This is a genomic window from Paraburkholderia rhizosphaerae (genome assembly GCF_004366595.1).
Classification (GTDB): Bacteria; Pseudomonadota; Gammaproteobacteria; order Burkholderiales; family Burkholderiaceae; genus Paraburkholderia; species Paraburkholderia rhizosphaerae.
In genome coordinates, this window is sequence record NZ_SORE01000034.1 from 38,641 (window position 1) to 59,560 (window position 20,920).

Sequence of the window (20,920 nt, forward strand, 5' to 3'; positions counted from 1 at the left end):
ACGCGCCCCGCTCATCGGTGAAAGCGGGTCGGGCCTTCAGTTGGGAGGAGCCTCGCGAGTGCTCGCGCTTCCACCAACTGGTGGTTAAGCGCGGCACCGCCGCAGCGATGCATCTACACGAGATCCAGCACTTCGGCCACCGGACGGCGCGGTTTCTGCGCCCAGTTTCCCGAGCGCACGGCACCGACCGCCAACAACAGCGCTGGTATTTCGTGCTTACCCAGTCCGAACTCGCGGTGCACCGCTTCGGCATCGAAACCGATCATCGGCGTCGAACCCAGTCCTAGCGAGCGGGCCGCATAGATCATCGCCGCCGCGCCGAAGGTCGCGGAGCGTAGTGCCTCGTCGCGCTGGCGCTGCGGGAACGCCATATACATATCGCGTGCGGGGATTTCCCATTCCGGCACCGTCGCTGCCGGCATCACGCCCGCTTTCACCAGCGGCGCAAGACGATCCGGTATCACGCTGGAATCGGCCAGTTGACCGCAGACGATGAAGGTAACGGCCGCATCCGTGATCGACGGCTGGTTCCAGGCGATTGGACGCAGCCGTGCTTTGGCCTCAGGTGTACGCACGGCGATGAAGCGCCAGTTCTGCAAGTGGAAGGATGTCGGCGCGGTGGTGCCGATTTGCACCAGCTGGCGGATTTCGTCGTCGCTCAAAGTGGCGGCAGGATCGTAGTATTTGACGGACGTGCGGCTCAGGATGCATTCGATGACCGCGTTGGTCAGGGTGATTTCGTTTTTCATGCGGAGTCCTCCGTGTAAATGGATAGGTTCAGATACACGACTAAGTGGTTCACGGACGGATGCGGATGATCGTCTTTCCGCTGACCCGCTTGGGTGCGTTGAAGGTCGCGACGGCTTCGTCGAGGTTCGACACGTTGCCGATATGCGTCCTCAGCCGTCCGTCGCGTACCCGCTGAACGATCTGACCTAGCTGTGCACGATCGGACTCGACAACGAAGTCAACCGTCAGGCCTTCGGCAGGCCGTGCCTCGGTCGGCCCAGCGATAGTGACCAGCGTGCCTCCGGTTCGAATCAGGCCGGCAGACCGCTTCACGATGTCACCGCCAAACACATCGAAAACCAGATCGACGCCACCGACGTCTTCCAACGCATCGTTCTCGAGGCCGATGAACTCCTGCGCGCCGAAGTCGAGCGCTGCCTGCCGTTGCGCGGCGCGTCCGGTACCGATGACGTACGCGCCGAACTCACGTGCAAGCTGGGTTGCCATCGACCCGACTACGCCTGCCGCACCGTGCACGAGCACGCTCTGCCCCGCCCGCAGGCGACCGTGGTCGAACAGCCCCTGCCATGCAGTGAGGCCCGGCATCGGCAGGCTCGCGCCCACCGTGAAGTCGACGTCGCCCGGCAGCGGCGCGAGATTGCGAGCCTCGACGGCCGCGTACTCGGCCAGTGTGCCGTCACGAGTCCAGTCGGTCAGACCGAATACGCGTTGCCCGACTGACAGCCCCGTCGTGCCATAGCCGAGCGCGGTCACCACGCCCGCCAGTTCGTGCCCGGGAATCGACGGTGTCCGGTCGCGGTTCTGGCGATCGGTCCAGGTCGGAGGCCACGTCAGCTCATCCCAGGTGAATCCCGCCGCATGAATCTGAACGATGACATCGTTTATCGCTGCCTCCGGCTCGGGCCGCTCCTTCAGCTGCATCCCGGCGGTTCCAGCGGTCTGGTCCGTCACAATGATCGCCTTCATGAAAATGTTCTCCTTGGTGAAATGTTGCAGCATTGAAATGCCGATGCGGCATCTCATGCCAAGGGGCACAGGCAGCTTCCGGACGCGAAGGTGAAGTAGCCCTTTGCCGGTGTCGACGTGACCTCGCTTGCCGGATCGCTTATTGCCGGGCTACAGCGATCGTCGACACAGCGTCGACGCTATGCGTCGCTTGTCGATTCAGGGGCACGATAGACGCGCGTTGGGATTCGCTCCAAAACCCGTCTCATGGAAGGAAGCCAACGGTTCCATTCAATATGACGAGCGAGGCGTAGATATCGTATGTATCACTAGCTATTGCGGTTTGATAGGGTTGTGCATCCCCTTCGATCCCGCACCGTCGTTTGCAACAAACGCCTCAATGCGACGAGGCTGACAAGTGGTTCAGGGCACTGACGATACTCATGGCACTGTTCCTGACATCCAAGGCGACGGACCAACCACACCGCACATCAGGCAGACGCCCGCATCTCTGCGCCATCGCTCGATCTACCGATCCTTCGGTGTTCACGCAAATCGCTCGTACGTTTCGATTAAATGAAATCTCAGGATGCCGGTCAACGTTCCATAGGTATATGGACTCAATACGAGAGCGTTTCTAACGGGATTTAACGCGTGGATAAAATGCGTCAGAAGGGTGCCCGAACGCGGTCTCGCGCCGGAAGGCGGCGCATCACGTCACGGTTGCGTGAGGAAGTCTGGCGGTACGAGTACCGCCTGGTTGCTTTATTGAGGTCGCAGTCATTGCAGCCTCCGATTAGAACAAATTGTCCGCTAAAGCGCGATTCCATTCGTGAAAAGGAAGAGGAAGAGGAAAGTGACATGACAGAGTCCCCCGAAATCGGCGACAGGATCACCGACAAATCAGCGCCGCCCGATGAGCGCACCATCCGCGACTGGATCGGCGCGGCGGCGTTCAAGCATTGGACCGAGCTGCAGAGCTGGATCGAGACATCCTACCCGGGTGTTTTCGAACCGGATTGGCTCTATGGCGGAAAGAAGCGCGGGTGGTCACTGCGCTACAAGAAGACCAAGGCATTCTGCACGTTGATGCCGGCATACAGGTCGTTTTCGGTTCTGGTGGTGCTGGGGCAAGCAGAGCGGACGAAGTTCGAGGAGCGGCGTTACGTATGGAGCCCTCAACTGGTCAAGCTCTACGATGAAGCCCGAGCCTATCCTGACGGGAAATGGTTGACGGTTCCGATCTCATCCGCAGCCGATCGCCGTGAAGTGATCGAGCTTGTGAGTATGAAGCGCCCTCCGTCATCAGTCGATTGAATGTCGCTGAAGGACCAGGACGCGCGCCGGACGGGTACGACTACAGTCGTTCGATTTCCGTATATTCGGAAGGGTCCATGTTGTACACCTTCCGGAATGCCCGAAGGAAACTGCTGCGACCCGAATAGCCGACGTTAGACGCAATCTGATCGATCGAGAGTTGGTCGTTCGAAGCGAGCATCGTCGCCGCCTGTCGCATGCGTAATTGACGCAATACGGCGATCGGCGACTCGCCGATCAGTTCGGCAAAGCGCATCATGAACGACGATCGGCCTAGGCCGGCCAGCTGCGCGAGCGAACGGATCGAATGGGGCGCGCAGGGCCGATTGACCATCTCCGAGAATGCGCGTGCGATCTGAGGGTCGCTTAGCATTGAGAAACGCTCGCTTAACACCCTTGTCGATGTGAGCGAACGCCTTAGCAACATGACAAGCACTTGCTTGAGCAACGTCGTCGTCATCGCGCTGGCGCCGACCTGCTGCCGCGCGAGTTCTCCAAGGACGGATTTCAGCTTCTGGTCGAGTCGGTCTTCGACACCGAATTGTTCGACGATAGGCGATGTCAGTCCCGAGAACAGTCCGATTGTTATCCCATAGATCGCCTGAAAATAGCCGCATACAAGCATCACTTCCGGCGTGTCGCTTTCCGCCGCGTAGTGCTCCCGTTCACCGGCTTCGCCAGGCTGCAAGTCCATCACTTTTCGCATCGGCATGTGGCCCGCCGGATCGGAAGCAGTAATGTGAAATGGACACTCCGCCGGCGCGATAATCAGCATGTGCGATGAGAAGCGGATTGGCGCATTGCCGCTCACCACGAGTTCACCGGTACCGCCGAGGTTGTAAAGCATGACGGGCATCCTCGACGGACTAAACGTGAGGCGCCAGCCGCGATTTACGTGACATTCGGCAAGGTCAAAAACTTTGACATCCAGTTGCGTGAGCAGGCTGTCCAGATCGGTCGCGGAGATTCTGGAGAGCTGCATCATTGCGACGTCCTGCCTTTCCTCCACGCGGTGTTTGGTCCGGAACCGGCGGGCTTCGGCATAACCAGTAGCCCGCACAGCAGCGTGCTGATCGACTGCACCATTCCTGATTCATCCATTGTGTAGAACAGCAAAATCAATGCGATCGCGATCGTCGCATCGGCAGTCCCGGCGACGCCGGAAGCAGTGATAAAGCCGCGCGTGACGAACAATCCGTTTGAAATGCCGAGATAAAAAGCGGCGAGATCGATTCGAAGCCGTCCCGACCGCGCCACGCGCTATTTCCGAGGCTGCTGAGACGACCCGTGCTTGCGCTGTCAAATCCGGAATCCGTGGTTTAGCAATTCCGTTTCGCGAATTCGCCAGGGCGATGCGCGGCGGAGCCTACACCGTGAAGATCGCCACTGTCACGTAAAGTGAAGACGGAATCAGACGACTGATCATGATCGGATTGCACGGCCTTGACCGGTGAATTTTGAGCATTCGACGGTGCAAATATAAGAACCAAGATCCTTCATTTTTATGTATACCAAGGATATGGACTCACACCTGCAAATTCATGTCGACCGGACCGCGAAGCTGTCCGCCGGCTCAAGCGTCCATATTCCGCGCAGCGCGATGCGGTTTTCGAGCAGCTGGGAATGCACGACGCTCAATGAATCAGGGCAGGTCTGGCGATACTGCTCAGGCTCCCGGACGGCGCGCCCGACGTGCAGATTGCGTGGGATGCGATGGCACTACCGCTATTGCTAGCGCGCAGTTAGAGGCGTTACTTGGGCGCACGAAGAATATCGTGCAGCGCGAGCGCGCCAACGCGTGCGCGCACGGCAGCACTACAGCACCAACTCGAACGACTTCACCAGTGCGCCCGGTAATTGCACTCCGCCGGTTGCGCGCTGTCCCCATGTCGAATTGGACAGCATCAGCTCAGTCCGCGCGCCGAGTGCTTCGAGCCGATCGCCAAGCAGGCCATACAGGGTGTCGTCGAAGCGCATCGCGGGAATCGGCGCGACAATCTCGCCGCCTTCCACCCAGAACGTCGCGAAGCGCGTCATACCGGTCAGCCGGCAATTCATGCGATCCGACAAGTTCACATACCACAGGTTGCCGATATAAAGCCCGGTATCGAGCCGCGCGAGCACATCGTCCTGCGCGAGGTCGCCACCCGCCATCGCAAGCGAGGTCGGCATTTCCTGCGGTAACGCGCCATTGGGTTCGAGCCCATACTCGCGCGCCGAACGCGCACTTGTGAGCCGACCCACGCTTTGGCCCGCGCTGATCAGCGGCACGCTCGCGCGCAGATAGCCATCGTCGTTGAACGCCGGCGAAATGCCGAGTTCGAGCGATTCCGCCAGTGACACACGTGCGTCGAATGTCGCAGCCCCGGTATTGAGTTTGTAGAGCGGACTCGTCGAAGACGTCTGGGCGCGCGTCGAAAAGCCGTCCGATGCGGCTGACTGCAAGAGTTCCGTGAGCGCCGCGGGCGCGAGCCAGGCGCGATAGCCACCGGGCTTCAGTACGCGAGGCGTTCGCAATAGAACCGGTAGACGCGCGGCTGCCTCGCGCAGCTTGTGTGCAAATACGGCGTCGTCCCAGGCGTCGCCCGCGTAGGTCGTCTTGATCGCCAGTCCGTTCGGTTGATACAACGACCAGCTGAAGTTGAAATTCTCGACCTCGTACCAGCCGCGGCTGCCGGTGGTCGACGCGAAGCCGCGCGAAAGCGCGCCGCCTGCGTAAAAGCCCACGAAATCCAGCCCCTGCGCCGAGCGCGCGACGAGTTCGACGAGCGCCTGCGGATCGGGCAATTTGCCGTCGCGGCGGGTGCTGCTCGTCCACGCACGAGTGTCGAACAGCAGGTGCGGGTCGTCGGGTGCGTCAAGCAGACTCTCGCGCAGTACGGCGAGCGCGTCGGACACGTCGCTCAGGTCGGTGTGCGCGTTGCCGCTGAGATCAAGGGTGGAGTATGCCTGGCGCGCATCCTGCACGAGCCGGAGCGTAAGACGCCCCTGTTCGACCTGGCCGCTCTGACGCACCTTGCCCGCGTTGAAGCGGATGAAATCGGACTGCTCGCCCGCAAACACACTCAGCACCGTTTCGCCGGGCCGGCGCATGCGTTCGATCGCGTCGGCGAGCAGCGTGAAGTGCGCGTGCCAGTCGAACGCGTCGACGCCGCGCACAATAACGGCCAGCTCGACGCCGTGCGCAATAAACATCTCATCCATCACACGCCTCCAAACACTTCGACATCCGAAAACACGCACGCGGGAGACGCGTGGCCCACGCGGATCACCTGCCCGGGTTCGCCCTTGCCGCACATCGTCGTGCCGTAGACTTTGCGCGTGGAGGCATCGCCGACCGCCGCGAGACTGCGCCAGAAGCTCGCGGAAATGCCGCGGTAGCCCGGTCGCTTGACGACGTGCGTGAGCTTGCCCTGCTCAATCAGCTGGCCGAACTCGCAGCCGAACTGAAACTTGTTGCGATGATCGTCGATCGACCACGAGGTGTTCGTCTTCATCAGGATGCCGTGCTCGATGCCCGCGATCATCGAGTCGATCGACTGGTCACCCGGTTCGATGTTGAGGTTCGCCATGCGATCGATCGGTGGCCGGTTCCAGCCCGCTGCGCGCGAGTTCGCGACGCCCGGCAGGCCCGCGCGCTGCTGCGAGAGCGCGCTGCCGAGTGCGCGCTCGAGTACGCCCGCACGAATCAGATATTGCTTGCTGGCTGTATTGCCATCATCGTCGAATGCATAGGCGGCGGCCTCTTCACGCAGCTCCGGATCGAAAGTGACATTCAGCAGCGCGGAGCCGTACTGGTAGTGGCCGAACATCTCGGGCTTCACGAAGCTCCATCCGGCGAAGTTGCGCTCGTCGCCCAGAATGCGGTCGAGTTCGAGCGGATGACCGATCGACTCATGAATCTGCAGCGCCATCTGGTCGGGCATCAGCAGCAGGTCGCGCCGCCCGGTCGGGCAGTTCGGCGCGGTGAGCAGTTGCAGTGCTTCGTCGGCGACGCGCGCGCCCGCACCGTCGAAGCCATAACGCGCCAGAACTTCGATGCCACCCTGCGCGAGCGCGCCGAAGTTTCCGTTGAGCGTGCGCTGCTGGGTATCGTCGTCATCGTGCGCGACCGCGGACAGACTCGGCATCAGAAAGCGGAACTGTTGTTCGATGCGTACGCCGTCGCTGCTCAGGTAAAGCTGGTCGCTTTGTGTGACCTGCACGCCCGCGACCCGCTCGACGATGCGCGCATCGACATGGGCCGCTGCACATTCGTGCGCAAGACGCTCGAGCCACTCACGTCGTGACGGCAGCGCCGCCCGCGCGTTCGGTGACTCATAACTGCCGCTGTGCGCGGGCCGCGCTATCTCGCGATGATCGATCAGCGCGTGCGCGGCGCACGCCCGAGCCCGCGCGATGGCGATGTCCAGCGCGCGTTGTACGCCGTCCGCCGATAGATTGGCTGTCGCTGCGTAGCCGGCGCCGGCGCCAACCCAGGCCGTGACCATCGCTCCGCGCTCGCGTACGTGACGCGACGGCAGCGCTATATCGTTGCGCACGCTGTGGTCGTCCGTGCGTTCGTCCACGAAACGCACTGACCAGAAATCGGCCGCGCCGCGCAACCCGCGCGCGGCCAGGGTCCAGTGTTCTTCGATCATGCGAAGTTCTCCTCGCGTGTAGCCGGACGCCGCGGCACCGAGGCCGCGAGCACGACTGTGTAAGAAAAGTGCAGGACACGCGTTAACCGCCACGATAAACGCAAGCGTAAACGTAAGAACGGGTGACACGCGACACCGCTTCCATAAGTCGTTGAAGAACGCTCCAATCAGGCAGGATATTCCGGCTCATTGTCTGTAGCCGAAATTCTGAATTGCATGCGTGACGGAGCGTTAGTTCGAACTGAACGCGATAGCACACGGAGTGCCCCGAACCGTCTCATCATCGTCGAAAATTTCCGTGGAAAGTATCAGGTTCATATACCAATGGAACTTGACCGGTCTTCGGAGATTTCATTTAATCAACGCTTCATGACGTCAGCGTTGCGTGACGACTCGTCTTGCGACGGCTCGACCCACACGCCGACATCTGAAATCATCACCGAACGTAACCGGTTCACCCAGTGCGAACCGGTTCTCAATGCCGCCAATGGCTTCGTGAAGCGGCCGGAGACAGTCGTATGAATATCCTGCACATCGATTGCAGTCCGCGACCGGAGTCGCACAGTCGACAACTGTCGGCAGCGGTCGTCGAAAAGCTTCTTACGATCCTCCCCGACGCGCGTGTTATTCGCCGGGATCTGGGATATGAACCGATTCCTCATGCGGGCGCCGCGTATGCCGCCGCGCTTGCCACGCCCGCGTCGTTGGCCGCCGCGGGGCGGTCCGCCGACGAATTACGTCTGGCCGAGCAACTCATTGAGGAGGTCGAGCGCGCCGATGCCGTTGTGATCGGCACGCCGATGAACAACTTCACAGTACCGTCCGTCCTGAAGGCGTGGATCGACCAGGTGCTCCGTGTCGACCGCACGATGAAATCAACACCAGCCGGCAAGGTCGGATTGCTTCAGGACCGTCCGGTATTCATCGGGATTACGTCAGGTGGTGTGTTCGCGGGTGACGGAGCCAATCAGCCCGATTTTCTGACTCCGTATCTGACCGCCATATTCCGCTGCATCGGTCTCAATACAGTCCATTACGTGACGATGCAAGCCACAGCGTTTATCGACGAAGCTCGGGCAAATGAAGTTCGCGTTTCACTCGTCAAGACGCTCGAGCCGGCGATGGTCGGCCTCGTGCAGAGCCTCGTTTGAGTATTCGTGCGCCGACAATCGGCATTGAGGCGAAACAACATTGATAGGGGGTGAAGCATGAGCAGATCACGGAAGGTCGTTGTCGTCACGGGTGCGTCGCAAGGCATCGGCGCGAAAGTCGTAGAGGCCTTCCGGCGGCTCGACTACTGCATTGTCGCAACCTCACGGTCAATCAAGCCGTCTAACGACGAGAACGTCCTGAACATTGCCGGTGACATCGGCGACCCCGCAACTGCACAGCGTGTCATTTCGGAGGGCGTCGCACGATTTGGCCGGATCGATACGCTGGTGAACAACGCCGGCATCTACATCGGAAAGCCTTTTACCGAACACACCGAAGAAGACTACGCGGCTGTGATGAATGTGAACCTGTCGGGCTTCTATCACATCACGCAGCGCGCGATCGCCGAGATGGAAAAGCAGTCGGGCGGCCATGTGGTGAGCGTCACGGCCAGCGTTGACCAGGTCGCAATGAGTGGGGTCTACACGGTTCTCGCCGCGATGACGAAGGGCGGTATCAATGCCGCCACGAGGTCGTTGGCAATCGAGTACGCGAAGAAGGGCATTCGCGTGAACGCCGTCGCTCCGGGGCACATCAAGACGCCGATGTACCCGCCCGAAATTCACGAAGCGTTAGCCGCGTTCAACCCTAACGGACGCCTGGGTGAAACCAGCGATATCGCCGACGCGATCCTCTTTCTCGATTCCGCACCGTTCATCACGGGCGAGATCCTGCACGTCGACGGCGGGCAAAGTGCTGGCCACTAGCCGGCGATCGCAATGATCGCCATGATCGATCGGTTTCGGTATTGGGGCGCGCGTTGATGGACTGGCACGCGCGCGGTGGTTTCGCTGCGTGAACGTGGTTGAGAGTTCAATGTCACGAACCTATCACTACAAGGGCTTCTCGCTGGAAGTCGCGATCGAGTCGAGTTTCAGTTGGACGGAAAAGATTGCGCACACGCGGGCACCGGCGTATGGCTATGGGCACGCAGGCGCATGCCGACATGCACTAGTCGAAGCGACCGTTCCTGGTGCTTATCCGTAGGACGTAGTTCGTCCACAATCGAACCACCGTTGATCGTACCGCCCGGCGCCGCGCAAACACGTCGTGTCCGGTTCGATCAGCAGCGCTCGTATCGTTTTCCATGCCAACTCCCGCCTGATCGATTAGTCATTTCCGGCGGAGAGACACGCGTGGCTGGATCGATACGCGGCCGTCACGACGGCGCTTCGCGGGCATCGGCGTCGAAGCGCTTAGGCGGGTCCGACGATCTTCCAATCCCGGTAACCTAAGTAGCGCAAGCATGACGGAAGTCGCGATAGCCCCGTGGTGCGAGAGCGTCGATTCTTTTCCTCCAACCAGTCACCGATGAAAGTGCGCATGAACTGCATCCCCTCCGGCACCTGGCGCGTCGGCTATCCGTCCCCCGCCGATTTCAATTTTGACTTCTCGCGGCTACTACGCGATACGCGGCACGCCGGTATCGCGAAGAATGCACGGCCCGACTTGCGCGTCGCGATCGTCGGCGCGGGCATCGCCGGGCTAACCGCTGCTCACGAACTGTTCCGTTGCGGGGTGACAAACCTCGACATTTACGAGGCGTCCGAGCGCATCGGCGGACGGTTGCGTTCGGAACCGGTGGAGGGGCAGCATACCGTCTTCGAACTCGGTGCGATGCGCATTCCGATGTTCACGCAACCAACTGGCCCGGCGGCGGTCTTCGCGCAATACACGCAAAGATTTGGTGTGACCTCGCAGCCGTTTCCGACAGCCGATACCGCCGATGTTTCGTTTGGCGTCTACTCGGAGCGCGCTACGGCGTTCAACCTGAAGGCGGGCGGCGGCATCTTGCCGGTCGCGCCGGAGGTGGAAAGCGTGCGGCAAAAATGGGAGCTTTTCGCGTCGCGCGTCGTGACGGCGGTGCGGGCCTCGTTCGGCACGCCGCAGTGGCCAGCCTTCTGGCACGCATTCGAGCAACGCTACTGGCGCGACAGCTTTCGCAATGTGATGCTGACGCCGGCACGCGCGCAGGACGATCGCGGTGCAACGGGCAAGCTCGGCGGTGCCGGCATGAGTGAAGATGAGCTTTGCGTTCTAGAGCGAGCGGGTATTGGCGAAGGACCATGGGCCGCCTATCTCGACTTTTCCGCGATGCTCGTCTTCCGGATGCTTTTCTTCGGCTTCTTCGATGATCTGCAACTCATTCAAGGCCGCTTCGACGCGGATGGCGACCACGCCGGTGGACCGCATGCCGGTGACACATCGCTCACGGATAGCCTCGGAAATTCGCTAGCCGCGCCACGATATCTTGGCGTGCAATCGGTCGCTGAAGCGATGCTGTACTTTCCGGTGGAAAGTGAGCATATCGGGCCGATCTCCGTATATGACGCGTCGCGTGACGACCGATACCGTGTACGGCTATATACGCGCAGCGCCGTTCAATCGATCATGCGCGTCGAAGACGAGGTGCGTATCGAGTGCTCCTCGCATCAGCGCTATTACGATGCGGTGCTACTGACGGCACCGATGGCCGGCAACCGGTGTGGCATCCGGATGATCGGATTCACCGACGGCGAGTTGCCGCCAGACGTCGTCGGCGGCGATCGCATGTCCGAGTGGCTCGCCAGTTCGAAGGTGTACGTCGCGTTGAAGGCTCGTTACTGGGAGAAATCGAACATTCCACAACTGATTGCGGCCGACAATTTTCTCGAAGCAACCTACGGGTACGCGGTCAGGACACCTCGTATTTCCGATCCAGGTGTGCTGTTGCTGAGCTACACGTGGGACAAGCTGTCCGAAAGCCTGCTAAGCGAAGCCAATGACACCGCGCTCGTATCGCGCTGCATCGCCATGCTCGATCAGATGCTCAGGCAAAGCGGCATCGGCGGCAAGATGTCGGATTACGTCGATGAAGGACAGTCCGCGGTGATCCACTGGTTTCGGCAACCGACGATACGTGGAGCAGGGCGCATGTACCGAGCGGGGTTTGCGCAGCCGAATCACGCGCTCCTTCGCTATAACGAGGCGCACAGCGCGATGTCGAAACTGTATCTTGCCGGAGAAGCCTATGCGATCGACGGTGGCTGGGTCGAATCGGCGATGCGGATGTCGCTCGATGCAGTATTGCATCTGCTGCGAAACCACGACGCCGCGTTTTCCGCGCCGTTCACATTCGACTCGGCGTATCCGCAACGTAGTACAGAACGCTTTACGTTGTGACGGCAGGACACCGAAAAAATTGAAAAATACAAAAGTATAAAGTCCTATATCAAGCCTCTACCCCGATGTCTTTAAAGCATATTGCGTACGAGGGTCGATTGACCTGTAATGTCATGAGTTGTGCATCAGTCGACATCGCATGCAAAAGCAGACGAATCGCTGCTGCCCGTTCGTGATTTGACTGGCGCTACGGATACTGCCGCGAGGCAGACGCTGACGCAGAATTCTGACTTGCATCATGGGTCATCTTAAGACTGACATTGCACTCGGCGTGGCTGTATTTATTCTGGACTTCGCCGCGTGGCGTATTCTGGGGAGCAGGTTCGAGCGCACACGTTTGTTGGTCCGGTTCGCGTCATTCGTCACGCTCACCGCGGTGTTGCTGGGCGCAAATCTGAACCCGTTCGAGCCTGCGCCTCCAGGTCCTCGGTTCGTCTATTTCTTTTCCCGGTTTGTTGAGCTGCTCTGGTGGTTTCACCTTGCCATCGTGGCATCGTCGACTCTCGCGAGCAGGGCGTTACCGCGCGCATGGATCCGCGAACAACTGATCCGCGACATCATCCGGGCGGTGATTTTCGTTGGTGCCGGGGTTGCGGCGATTGCGCACGTGCTGGAACTGCCGGTGCGAGGCCTGCTTGCCACGTCGGGCGCGGTGGCGGTCGTGCTGGGCCTCGCCGTACAGAGTACGTTGAGCGACGTCTTCTCAGGCGTCGTGCTGAACGCGACGGAACCGTTCGAGATAGGCGATTGGGTATTCATTGGCGAGATTGAGGGAGAGGTTATCGAAAGCAATTGGCGGGCAACCACGCTGATGAATCCGCACGGCAATACCGTGGTGATTCCGAATAGCGTGGCGGCAAAAGCGAACATCGTGAACCAGAGCCGCCCGGCGCGTGTACACGGTTTGTCGCTATTGCTTGAGATCGCACCTGACGAGCATGCTGGCCGGATTGTCGAAGCACTGACGCACAGCGCGATCGGTGCCACCTGCATTCTCGCATCTCCGGAACCCCGCGTTAAAGCACTGCGTGCGACACCGCACTCGATCCAGTACGAACTGGTCGCGTTCGTCGACGATCGTTCAACCAAGAGTCATGCGCGCAATGTGCTGCTCGATCTTGCGCAGCGTCATCTCGAAGCGGCGGGTATCAGGCTACGTCCGCTGGTCGGTGAGGCATCGCGTGTCAACGATACCGACTCCACGATGCGTCTTTTGCGTCGTGTGGAGATGCTCGACACACTCGGCGATGGACAACTGATGGAGCTCGCGAAAAGCCTTGAGGTACGCGACTTTCAAGCAGGCCAGGTCGTTCTGAGTTGCGACGGCGAGTGTATGGAGTTGCACCAGGCGCTGCAGATCGTTGCGAAGGGCGTGACTTCGGTGACCGCCACGCGGGACGGAAGGGAAGTGGAAGTGCGCCGGATGTCGCCGGGCGATTCGATCGGTCAATCGGGCATCCTGGTCGGCACGAAGATCGACGGGACGATCCGGGCATTGACGGCCGTCACGATGCTGTTGTTGAGCAAGGAGACGTTGACGCCGGTTCTTCAGGAGCATCCCGAGATTGCGAGACGAATGTGTGGCCTGCTGGCGAGACAGATGGCGGTTGACGAATCGATTTTCGGCAGCCCGCCGGCGATGCCGCGACCATCGGGCGATTTCACGGACTGGCTGCTGGAAAGATTGCAGCTATTGCACGACTTCATCATTCGGGACCGGTGAAGTCCGCTATTGGAAGAGGTGGAAGATGAAGACTGACTGCTTTCGTTGCATGGTCGCCATCGCGGGAATCGCGGCGGCAGTCATGTTTCTCGATCAGATGCGAAGCACCGCACCCGTGATTTCAACGCCAGACATCAATGCGCAAGCCCCGATGAACGCAAGATACACGCGAACATCGTGTGCGCCAGGCAAGGCTGGCGCAACGTGCGGATGCAGGTATCAAGCGCAAATAGCAGCATCCCGTCGAACGCTTAGTTCGATCCGGGGATACGAGCGATAACCTTGATTTCGAAGTCGAAACCGGAAAGGAAGGTTACGCCGACGGCAGTCCAGTTCGGCAAAGGTCCGTTGCCGAACGCGTTGATGCGAATGGGCTGCACGGCCTCGAACTGCGCCTTCAGGTCTGTGTGGAACGTGGTGACGTCGACGACATCGTCGAGCGTACAACCCGCCGCCGCGAGCACGGCAACGAGATTGTCGAAGGCAAGCTGAACCTGTTTGGCGAAATGGGGCTCGGGCGAGCCGTCCTCGAGGCTGCCTACCTGCCCGGACACAAACAGCAGATCGCCTGCACGGATAGCCGGCGAATAGCTATGGTCTTTGTAAAGAGCTTGCCGGGCGTTCGGGGAAATGACTTGTCGGCTGGTCATGATTTGCTCCGTGAAAAGTGAGGCGGCGGTTGACCATCAGCCACCGCAGTGAAAATGCCTGACCTAACGATCTGGCTCGACAACCTTTGGCCTTGCGGGTTTTGGGGCACTGAGCACATCTAATGTGTTCGTGCCTGTAAAAGATAACGTCGGGAATGGTCACTCAATTCTAGGACCACGATGACCGTTGTCCACGGCGTTGAAGTACACCGTTGCTATACGTCGGTATGGACGAATTCCGGGCAAGTGTTGCTGCGTGCGATCAGCACGCGTGCCACAGCGATAGAAAAGATATACCCGTTGAGTTTTGTATGTCCGGGACCGAACACATACTATTGTCCGGCAGAGCAGCCCCCCACCGCTACCGCATTAGCCAACGACAAATCCACGTGACCAATCGCGGGTGTGATCTATCGCACGTCCGTATTACGTTGGTCTACACCGAACGTGGAGCCTTGCCGCGAGAATCCGCGCGGCCTCAAGCGTTTAACCGTACTTCAACTTAGGGTGGTGGGTGGCGAGCCATCTCCGGGGTTTGCGCCGGAGTGTTGCGTCCCGCTGCCGTTCATCGGAACACCATGGAGATTCTGTAATGGAAAGACGTCAGTCGAGTTCTCTGTTCTGGTTTCGCGGTGCGATCATCACGTTCGCTCTCTTTGCAACAATGGATAACGCAGCACATGCGGACTCCGAGACCGAATCTAGCGGTGCTGTCTATGTTTTATCTAACCAGCCCTCCGGGAACTCCGTTCTAGTCTACTCACGGTCCGCAAGCGGCAACCTCAAATTCGAGGCTTCCTACCCGACCGGCGGCAAAGGGGCGGGCACGGGAACCGATCCTTTGGGCTCGCAGGGTTCTTTGACGCTTGGCTCGGGCTACCTTTTCGCCGTGAATGCGGGAAGCAACGATGTGTCGATGTTTGCGGTCGACGGAACGCGGTTGACGCTGCTCGACCGGGAGCCTTCCGGTGGGCAAATGCCCGTAAGCGTCGCCGTAAAGGGATTCGACGCATACGTGGTGAACGCCGCCGGCCGTGAACCGAATATCAATGGCTATCTGATCGATGCGTTCAGAAGGCGTCTCGTACCGCTGCCGAACTCGAGGCGAGCTCTAGCGGGTGGCGCTAATGCTCAACCGGCGCAGGTCGGTTTCACCGCGGACGGCGACGAGATACTCGTCACTGAGAAAGGAACGCAGCTCATCGATACGTTCAAGGTCGGCGTGCCCGGTTATACGACGGGCCCGCGGAAGCATCCATCAAACGGCGTGACACCCTTCGGGTTCTCTGTCACTAATCGCGGCTATGACATCGTCGCTGAAGCGGGTTCAGGAACAGTGTCTTCCTATGAAGTCGAAGACAACGGGCACCTCACGACGATCAGCAGGTCTGTCCCGTTGGGACAAAATGCGCCATGCTGGCTTGTTACCACGGGCGATGGCCGCTTTGGCTACACGGCAAACGCCGGCAGCCAAACGATTAGCAGTCTGAAGATCGGTGCGGATGGTACAACCCGCGTGCTGAACGCGACAGCCGCAGCGCTGACTGCGCCGTTTGATCTCGCGCTCACCAAAAACAGCAAGTTCCTGTATGTGCGCGAAGGAAACGGCGCCATCACCGGCTTTCGCGTTTCCGCTGACGGTACGCTCAGCCCAATTGGGTCTGTGACTGGACTACCCGCGGGTGCGCAAGGAATCGCCGCGCGCTGAGGTTGACTGTGCGAAGGGGCCGTCGATAGCCCCGCAACGGTTCCGGGCCGCCGCTGCCGAGAGTTCCACCTCGCCCTGCGGATACGGGGCCGACTACCCGTAGAAGAACCCGTAGGGCCGCACCTGATCCGCGACCTTTGAAGCCGGCGCACGTGCAAGCAGCACCGGCCCGCCACGCCCCGTTCGCGTGGCGTCCGGGTTGCCTGATCGTCGCGCTGGCGTTGTCCAGCTCGAGCGGGTGACGAATTCAATACGGCCTACGTTACATCACGCTTGCATCGTCGGACGCGACCGATCCAATCAAAACGACGGGCGCACGACTGACAGCGAATAACGACCCATGTTCATCTCGGCCATTTGATGCGGCAACAGGCCGGTCCGCTTGGCATCGTTTATCGCGGCTTGTGTCTGAACGGCTTGATCCGGATATCGATAGGTCATCTGCTGTTGTGTCATCTGTGCCCTTACGTCGTCGTTGATCGATGGCGGCGTGGACTGCGCGAACGCAAAGGCAGACGGAATGGCCAGCAAGCTTGCGACGATGATCTGCGGGATTTTCATGACTTTCTCTCCGGAAGGATCTGCTGCGTTCGATCTCGTATGCATCTGACGATTGAGTGTAGTCGTTCCGTTGCTCGAGAATGAGCATCGCTGGCGAGATTCATTGTTGCGGGTTCCTGCTCACGTGCGTTAGACGACACTGGCTCGCCCGTCTCCACGCTCAGCGTTTTCATCACCGGCGGCGGGAAGCCGCGCAGATCGAAGCCCGTTCCCCGGATTGCGCAATAGGGGTGCCTTTAATCCGGATACACCGGATTCGACAGGGTGCCTGCTCGCTTAAAACGGAAGAAAAATGAAGGTAACGTCCACCACCGACGCCATCCAGATCATTCCCGTCTGCTAACTGTCAGATGACAAAACAGACGGAAATATGACGCGACAATGTCATTGAAGACGTGCACCACTCACCTGCACCGAAAATGGCCTTCGAACACCACACGGAGTGCTTCGATATACGAACGGAATATTGACCGCCGTTCCAAGGTTTAATCTAATTAAGACTGGGAAACCGCGAATGTCGACGACGGGCGATGTGTGGATTGGGCGCGACTATCTCGTTGTGAGCCCTGATCGCCTTGTTTTCGTCATAGCGTATTGCAGACGACGCCATTTATTGATTCTCACCATATGTCAGCCTCCGGATGTTTATTCTCGCATTGGCTCTTTCGCTTGCTAATCTGCCGTTCGTCACTAATAGGGCTTTCGGCATTGTTCCGCTTCGGCAAGGTAAGCGGTTCTGGGTCTACATAACCGAATCCGCTTTGACTTATGCAGTTCTTGCCGTGATTGCTTACTCGCTTGAGGCCCGGCTGGGTGTCGTATTTGTCCAGAACTGGCAATTCTACGCCATCACGGTATCGCTGCTCACCGTGTTCTCGTTTCCGGGTTTCGTGTGGCGGTTCCTTTTGTGACGTCGGTATTGCGCAACCACTATCGACTGATCTTCATAAGACGCTCGACTCTCTCGACCTCGACACCTCCGATTGCGCCCATCTGATTGAGATCGTCCAGCGGATGCCGGATGGCTGTCGCCACTTTCAATTCGCTCGCGCGGATCAGCGGGAAGGCAATTACTCTCGTGCGTCCCGGCGCTCGCACCCCCATTTGCCCGATGTCTGAACGGGCGAGCGCTGCTGATTGCTGCGCTCTCGTCCGCGCGAAGGTATTCCCCTGCCCAAGGGCTCCGCAGCCATGCAGGAAGCACGGACCGCATCGTCTGGTTGATCCTTTTCGGCGTCTTATTGAGTAAGGCTAGCCTCGAAATCGAGGCAGAGGAGGCTTAAAGTGGAAGCTCTTAAACCCCTGACGAAAGAGGCATAACTTGAGCCGCTTCGTGCGCAGACGTTGACTTCTTGCCCGTCGAGTAAGCCGTTTTGCCGGGCCCGCATCGCATCACACACTCTGATGTTGCAACGCACCTCATAAACGTTCACGACAATACGAGAGTATCGACTTATGACTGCACAAACCTTCGAATTTCACGGAGCGCGAGGCGACCGGCTTGAGGGCAAACTGGATTTGCCGGACGGCCAGCCGCAAGGTTGGGCCATACTTGCCCACTGCTTTACGTACGGCAATGACAGTCGGGCTGCCAATCGCCTGGCAAGCGCGTTGGCCGCTCGTGGTATCGGCGTGTTGCGCTTTCATTTTGCCGGATTGGTAAATAGTGGACGAAGCTTTACCGACACGACTTTCGCCGCCGATGTGGAAGACCTGGTAGCGGCCGGCGACGCGATGACCAGAGACGGCAAGTCACCCTCCATTCTCATCGGCCACAGCCTCGGTGGCGCGGCCGTCTTGATGGCCGCGGGCGAGATGCCGGGCATTCTTGCGGCGGCCACGCTGGGTGCGCCCTTTGATGTCCGCCATGTTCTGCAACAGCTTGAGCTTCAAAGCTCTCACACTGTTGATACACGTGGCGATGCGGAGGTACTGCTGGCCGACCGACCGCTCGCAGTGCGACAGAGTTTTTTCGGCGATCTGACGCGTCGCGAAATGGCATCGCGGATCGCCCGGTTGCGAATTCCGCTGCTGGTGCTGCATTCGCCGCTAGACGAAGTGGTGGATATCGAGAATGCCGCGCACATTTTTACGGTCGCGATGCACCCTAAGAGCTTTATTTCTCTCGACAACGCTGACCACTTTCTCTCGGGCCGAGCAGATGCAGACTATGCTGCAGCGAGGATATCCATATGGGCCAGCCGGTGTCGGGATGCAGAACGTTAAATGACGGCTGCCGGGCGTAAACAGAAAGCGCCGATGTACCGCATCCGTCGCGTTCCTTAAGCGTCATGCGGTTGCGAAGGGTATGGATATGCCAGGTGGAGTATGCCGTCATGCGGCAGAGGACGACGCACGTGAGAGCGTGCGCGTCCGCCGTGCGACAGTGGCATGCGGCCGGCGTGCGATACCGATCACAATCAGCGTCTTACACCGGTTCGACGGGTTGCGATTGTTTTGGCGGCCGCGATTTCATTCCTGCAGCGATGACAAGCCAGCACAAAACAAGCCCCGAACACGCGTAAAACACCGCGCTCGATCCATCGATTTTCAGCAGCCAGCCACCGATCACACCACCAAGCGCGAGTCCGATCGACTGCGTGGTGTTGTAGACGCCCATCGCAGCCCCCTTGCGGGTGCCGGGCGCGAGCTTCGACACCATCGACGGCTGCGACGCCTCGAGAATGTTGAAGCCCAGAAAATAGACGAACAGGATCGCCGCGACGATCGCTATGGTATGCGGTGCAGCGCCCAACAGTAACTGGCCGATCAGGATAAGCGCAATCGCACTGACCAGTACCGTTTTCATCTTGCCGCGCTTTTCGGCCACGATGATCGCGGGAACCATCATCACGAACGACAGCGCCATCACCGGTAGATACACCATCCAGTGCGAACGCACCGGCAGGCCGTTCGCTTCGAGAATGCGCGGCACGACCAGAAAGAGCGCGGTCTGCGTCGCATGCAGCACCAGCACGCCGAAATTGAGCCGCAGCAACTCGACGTTGTGCAGCACCTCGGCGAACGGCGCGCGCACATGCACCGGCTTCGGCGTGTCGGGCACGCCCCACAGCACGACGCCGACCGCCAGCACGGAAAACACGCCGATCAGCGCGAACAGGCCGCTCATGCCGACCCAGTGAAACACAATCGGCGCGCCGATAATCGCGACCGCGAACGAGATGCCGATACTGCCGCCCACCATCGCCATCGCTTTGGTGCGATGTTCCTCGGAAGTCAGGTCCGCGATAAACGCGATCACCGCGGACGACACCGCGCCCATCCCCTGGATCACCCGGCCGACGATGATCCACGTCATGTCATGCGCGAGCGCGGCAACGAAGCTGCCGAGCGCGAAAATCAGCAGGCCGGTCGCGATGACGGGCTTGCGGCCCACCTTGTCCGACACCCAGCCATAAAAGATATACAGCAGCGATTGTGTGACGCCATACGCGCCGAGCGCGATACCAACGAGCAGCACGTTGTCGCCGCCGGGGATCGTCTTCGCGTAGACCGAGAACACCGGCATGATCATGAACAGCCCGAGCATGCGCAACGCGAAGATCGACGCAAGCGCCATGGTCGCGCGCAACTCGGACGCGCTCATGCGTGGGGAAGTGACAGACGGATTACGCACTAGCGGTTTGACTAAGTGGGTGCGCGGTGCGGACACAAGGGGGGCGCAGCGCAGGTTACGAACGAAGCAGGTACGCATCAACTGTGTCGTCGGCACATTGCAGTAAGCCGGCCGCGCACGATCACGTAGCAGCGGTAAAAAACACAGGGGCATTCTAGTTCAAGTTTTCTCGCGGAGCTTGTATGAGGCTGGAATCGCAGGCGTGCCGGTGTTCTGAAGCGAGCCATGCAGTGCACGGGCATGCGAACTTGCCCTGTGTCACGTTGATGTTTGGCGAGATCGCATCGTTGTGAAGGCGATTTTCTGCAGGCCAAAATGCATGGATCGCCCGCGTCGATTACGATCGGAAACAGCACAGAGTTCGCAGGCGAGGTGTCGGATGCGTGAGGTTACGAGGCTGGTGTATCGTTGTCGTTCATCCGGCCGGGCAAAGTGATCAGCCGACGCGGCTGCTCTTTCTCGCTTGGGCTTGCGCCGGATTTTCCTTTTGACGAACGATAGTCCGCAGCCCAGATGGCATGCGGCGCACCTGGACCTGATGACAGATTCAACTTTCGACGCGACGGCTGTGCGCAGCTGGCTGCGGGACCTGCAAACCCGTATCGCCGATGCGCT

General features: G+C 59.7%; 19 protein-coding genes and 1 pseudogene. 11 read left to right on the forward strand and 9 right to left on the reverse strand.

Going from position 1 to position 20,920, the window contains the following annotated elements; translation table 11 throughout:
• Positions 1 to 113: 113 nt before the first annotated feature.
• Both BX592_RS30165 and BX592_RS30170 read right to left on the reverse strand, forming a co-directional pair.
• Positions 114 to 749 (reverse strand): nitroreductase family protein, encoded by a 636-nt coding sequence (locus BX592_RS30165; protein WP_134196953.1) that lies wholly within the window; start codon positions 747 to 749, stop codon positions 114 to 116.
• A 49-nt stretch (positions 750 to 798) separates the two neighbouring features.
• Positions 799 to 1,716 carry an NADP-dependent oxidoreductase gene (locus BX592_RS30170; protein ID WP_134196954.1) on the reverse strand — a complete coding sequence of 306 codons (918 nt, stop codon included), beginning with the start codon at positions 1,714 to 1,716 and terminating at the stop codon, positions 799 to 801.
• An 840-nt stretch (positions 1,717 to 2,556) separates the two neighbouring features.
• Here BX592_RS30170 and BX592_RS30175 point away from each other — a divergent pair.
• A complete protein-coding gene (locus tag BX592_RS30175; RefSeq protein WP_134196955.1) occupies positions 2,557 to 3,012 on the forward strand; it encodes a DUF3788 domain-containing protein in 456 nt (151 codons plus the stop codon).
• A gap of 40 nt (positions 3,013 to 3,052) precedes the next feature.
• Here the strand turns inward: BX592_RS30175 and BX592_RS30180 are convergent, their stop codons facing one another.
• Both BX592_RS30180 and BX592_RS30185 read right to left on the reverse strand, forming a co-directional pair.
• Positions 3,053 to 3,997 (reverse strand): AraC family transcriptional regulator, encoded by a 945-nt coding sequence (locus BX592_RS30180; RefSeq protein WP_134196956.1) that lies wholly within the window; start codon positions 3,995 to 3,997, stop codon positions 3,053 to 3,055.
• Positions 3,994 to 4,269 (reverse strand): hypothetical protein, encoded by a 276-nt coding sequence (locus BX592_RS30185; protein WP_134196957.1) that lies wholly within the window; start codon positions 4,267 to 4,269, stop codon positions 3,994 to 3,996. Before BX592_RS30185 ends, BX592_RS30180 begins: the two co-directional genes overlap by 4 nt.
• Before the next feature lie 306 nt (positions 4,270 to 4,575).
• Between BX592_RS30185 and BX592_RS34685 the strand changes: the two are divergent.
• Positions 4,576 to 4,734: pseudogene (locus tag BX592_RS34685) on the forward strand (PLP-dependent aminotransferase family protein); the annotation flags it as partial.
• Positions 4,735 to 4,827: 93 nt separating this feature from the next.
• Here BX592_RS34685 and BX592_RS30195 read toward each other — a convergent pair.
• Positions 4,828 to 6,207, reverse strand: a complete 1,380-nt coding sequence (locus tag BX592_RS30195; RefSeq protein ID WP_134196974.1) for a TldD/PmbA family protein — start codon at positions 6,205 to 6,207, stop codon at positions 4,828 to 4,830.
• Between the two features lie 8 nt (positions 6,208 to 6,215).
• Positions 6,216 to 7,652, reverse strand: coding sequence for a TldD/PmbA family protein (locus BX592_RS30200; protein WP_134196958.1), 1,437 nt, complete (start codon positions 7,650 to 7,652; stop codon positions 6,216 to 6,218).
• A 324-nt stretch (positions 7,653 to 7,976) separates the two neighbouring features.
• On the opposite strand from BX592_RS30200, the gene BX592_RS30205 reads away from it, so the two are divergent.
• From BX592_RS30205 to BX592_RS30225, 6 genes are all read left to right on the forward strand, one after another.
• A complete protein-coding gene (locus tag BX592_RS30205; protein WP_134196959.1) occupies positions 7,977 to 8,174 on the forward strand; it encodes a hypothetical protein in 198 nt (65 codons plus the stop codon).
• The gene (locus tag BX592_RS30210; RefSeq protein ID WP_134196960.1) at positions 8,171 to 8,803 is read left to right on the forward strand and encodes an FMN-dependent NADH-azoreductase; all 633 of its coding nucleotides are present in this window, start codon (positions 8,171 to 8,173) and stop codon (positions 8,801 to 8,803) included. The genes BX592_RS30205 and BX592_RS30210 overlap by 4 nt, the downstream gene beginning before the upstream one ends.
• A 57-nt stretch (positions 8,804 to 8,860) precedes the next feature.
• On the forward strand, positions 8,861 to 9,571 hold the full coding sequence (locus tag BX592_RS30215) for an SDR family NAD(P)-dependent oxidoreductase (RefSeq protein WP_134196961.1): 711 nt from the start codon (positions 8,861 to 8,863) through the stop codon (positions 9,569 to 9,571).
• A gap of 109 nt (positions 9,572 to 9,680) precedes the next feature.
• On the forward strand, positions 9,681 to 9,851 hold the full coding sequence (locus tag BX592_RS34085) for a hypothetical protein (RefSeq protein WP_166676511.1): 171 nt from the start codon (positions 9,681 to 9,683) through the stop codon (positions 9,849 to 9,851).
• Positions 9,852 to 10,187: 336 nt separating this feature from the next.
• Complete coding sequence (locus BX592_RS30220; RefSeq protein ID WP_166676512.1) at positions 10,188 to 12,026, forward strand: flavin monoamine oxidase family protein; 1,839 nt, start codon at positions 10,188 to 10,190, stop codon at positions 12,024 to 12,026.
• 238 nt (positions 12,027 to 12,264) lie between these two features.
• Positions 12,265 to 13,749, forward strand: coding sequence for a mechanosensitive ion channel family protein (locus BX592_RS30225; protein WP_134196963.1), 1,485 nt, complete (start codon positions 12,265 to 12,267; stop codon positions 13,747 to 13,749).
• Between the two features lie 251 nt (positions 13,750 to 14,000).
• On the opposite strand, the gene BX592_RS30230 is transcribed toward BX592_RS30225, so the two are convergent.
• A complete protein-coding gene (locus BX592_RS30230; RefSeq protein ID WP_134196964.1) occupies positions 14,001 to 14,399 on the reverse strand; it encodes a RidA family protein in 399 nt (132 codons plus the stop codon).
• A 592-nt stretch (positions 14,400 to 14,991) separates the two neighbouring features.
• On the opposite strand from BX592_RS30230, the gene BX592_RS30235 reads away from it, so the two are divergent.
• Positions 14,992 to 16,107 (forward strand): lactonase family protein, encoded by a 1,116-nt coding sequence (locus BX592_RS30235; protein ID WP_134196965.1) that lies wholly within the window; start codon positions 14,992 to 14,994, stop codon positions 16,105 to 16,107.
• 300 nt (positions 16,108 to 16,407) lie between these two features.
• On the opposite strand, the gene BX592_RS30240 is transcribed toward BX592_RS30235, so the two are convergent.
• Entirely contained in the window at positions 16,408 to 16,668 is a 261-nt protein-coding gene (locus tag BX592_RS30240) for a hypothetical protein (protein WP_134196966.1), read from the reverse strand.
• Positions 16,669 to 17,309: 641 nt separating this feature from the next.
• Between BX592_RS30240 and BX592_RS30245 the strand changes: the two genes are divergently transcribed.
• A complete protein-coding gene (locus BX592_RS30245; RefSeq protein ID WP_134196967.1) occupies positions 17,310 to 17,579 on the forward strand; it encodes a DUF2818 family protein in 270 nt (89 codons plus the stop codon).
• 544 nt (positions 17,580 to 18,123) lie between these two features.
• A complete protein-coding gene (locus BX592_RS30250; RefSeq protein WP_134196968.1) occupies positions 18,124 to 18,894 on the forward strand; it encodes an alpha/beta hydrolase family protein in 771 nt (256 codons plus the stop codon).
• 202 nt (positions 18,895 to 19,096) lie between these two features.
• Here the strand turns inward: BX592_RS30250 and BX592_RS30255 are convergent, their stop codons facing one another.
• Entirely contained in the window at positions 19,097 to 20,275 is a 1,179-nt protein-coding gene (locus BX592_RS30255; RefSeq protein WP_134196969.1) for an MFS transporter, read from the reverse strand.
• Between the last annotated feature and the right edge of the window lie 645 nt (positions 20,276 to 20,920).

What these genes read in the sequence shown, in the direction of transcription:
- BX592_RS30195 (WP_134196974.1), bottom strand. Translation starts at nt 6,207, where the DNA reads ATGTTTATTGCGCACGGCGTCGAGCTGGCCGTTATTGTGCGCGGCGTC.
- BX592_RS30170 (WP_134196954.1), bottom strand. Translation starts at nt 1,716, where the DNA reads ATGAAGGCGATCATTGTGACGGACCAGACCGCTGGAACCGCCGGGATG.
- BX592_RS30215 (WP_134196961.1), top strand. Translation starts at nt 8,861, where the DNA reads ATGAGCAGATCACGGAAGGTCGTTGTCGTCACGGGTGCGTCGCAAGGC.
- BX592_RS30225 (WP_134196963.1), top strand. Translation starts at nt 12,265, where the DNA reads ATGGGTCATCTTAAGACTGACATTGCACTCGGCGTGGCTGTATTTATT.
- BX592_RS30230 (WP_134196964.1), bottom strand. Translation starts at nt 14,399, where the DNA reads ATGACCAGCCGACAAGTCATTTCCCCGAACGCCCGGCAAGCTCTTTAC.
- BX592_RS30175 (WP_134196955.1), top strand. Translation starts at nt 2,557, where the DNA reads ATGACAGAGTCCCCCGAAATCGGCGACAGGATCACCGACAAATCAGCG.
- BX592_RS30220 (WP_166676512.1), top strand. Translation starts at nt 10,188, where the DNA reads ATGAACTGCATCCCCTCCGGCACCTGGCGCGTCGGCTATCCGTCCCCC.
- BX592_RS30235 (WP_134196965.1), top strand. Translation starts at nt 14,992, where the DNA reads ATGGAAAGACGTCAGTCGAGTTCTCTGTTCTGGTTTCGCGGTGCGATC.
- BX592_RS30205 (WP_134196959.1), top strand. Translation starts at nt 7,977, where the DNA reads ATGGAACTTGACCGGTCTTCGGAGATTTCATTTAATCAACGCTTCATG.
- BX592_RS30245 (WP_134196967.1), top strand. Translation starts at nt 17,310, where the DNA reads ATGTTTATTCTCGCATTGGCTCTTTCGCTTGCTAATCTGCCGTTCGTC.
- BX592_RS30180 (WP_134196956.1), bottom strand. Translation starts at nt 3,997, where the DNA reads ATGATGCAGCTCTCCAGAATCTCCGCGACCGATCTGGACAGCCTGCTC.
- BX592_RS34085 (WP_166676511.1), top strand. Translation starts at nt 9,681, where the DNA reads ATGTCACGAACCTATCACTACAAGGGCTTCTCGCTGGAAGTCGCGATC.
- BX592_RS30240 (WP_134196966.1), bottom strand. Translation starts at nt 16,668, where the DNA reads ATGAAAATCCCGCAGATCATCGTCGCAAGCTTGCTGGCCATTCCGTCT.
- BX592_RS30210 (WP_134196960.1), top strand. Translation starts at nt 8,171, where the DNA reads ATGAATATCCTGCACATCGATTGCAGTCCGCGACCGGAGTCGCACAGT.
- BX592_RS30165 (WP_134196953.1), bottom strand. Translation starts at nt 749, where the DNA reads ATGAAAAACGAAATCACCCTGACCAACGCGGTCATCGAATGCATCCTG.
- BX592_RS30255 (WP_134196969.1), bottom strand. Translation starts at nt 20,275, where the DNA reads ATGAGCGCGTCCGAGTTGCGCGCGACCATGGCGCTTGCGTCGATCTTC.
- BX592_RS30250 (WP_134196968.1), top strand. Translation starts at nt 18,124, where the DNA reads ATGACTGCACAAACCTTCGAATTTCACGGAGCGCGAGGCGACCGGCTT.
- BX592_RS30200 (WP_134196958.1), bottom strand. Translation starts at nt 7,652, where the DNA reads ATGATCGAAGAACACTGGACCCTGGCCGCGCGCGGGTTGCGCGGCGCG.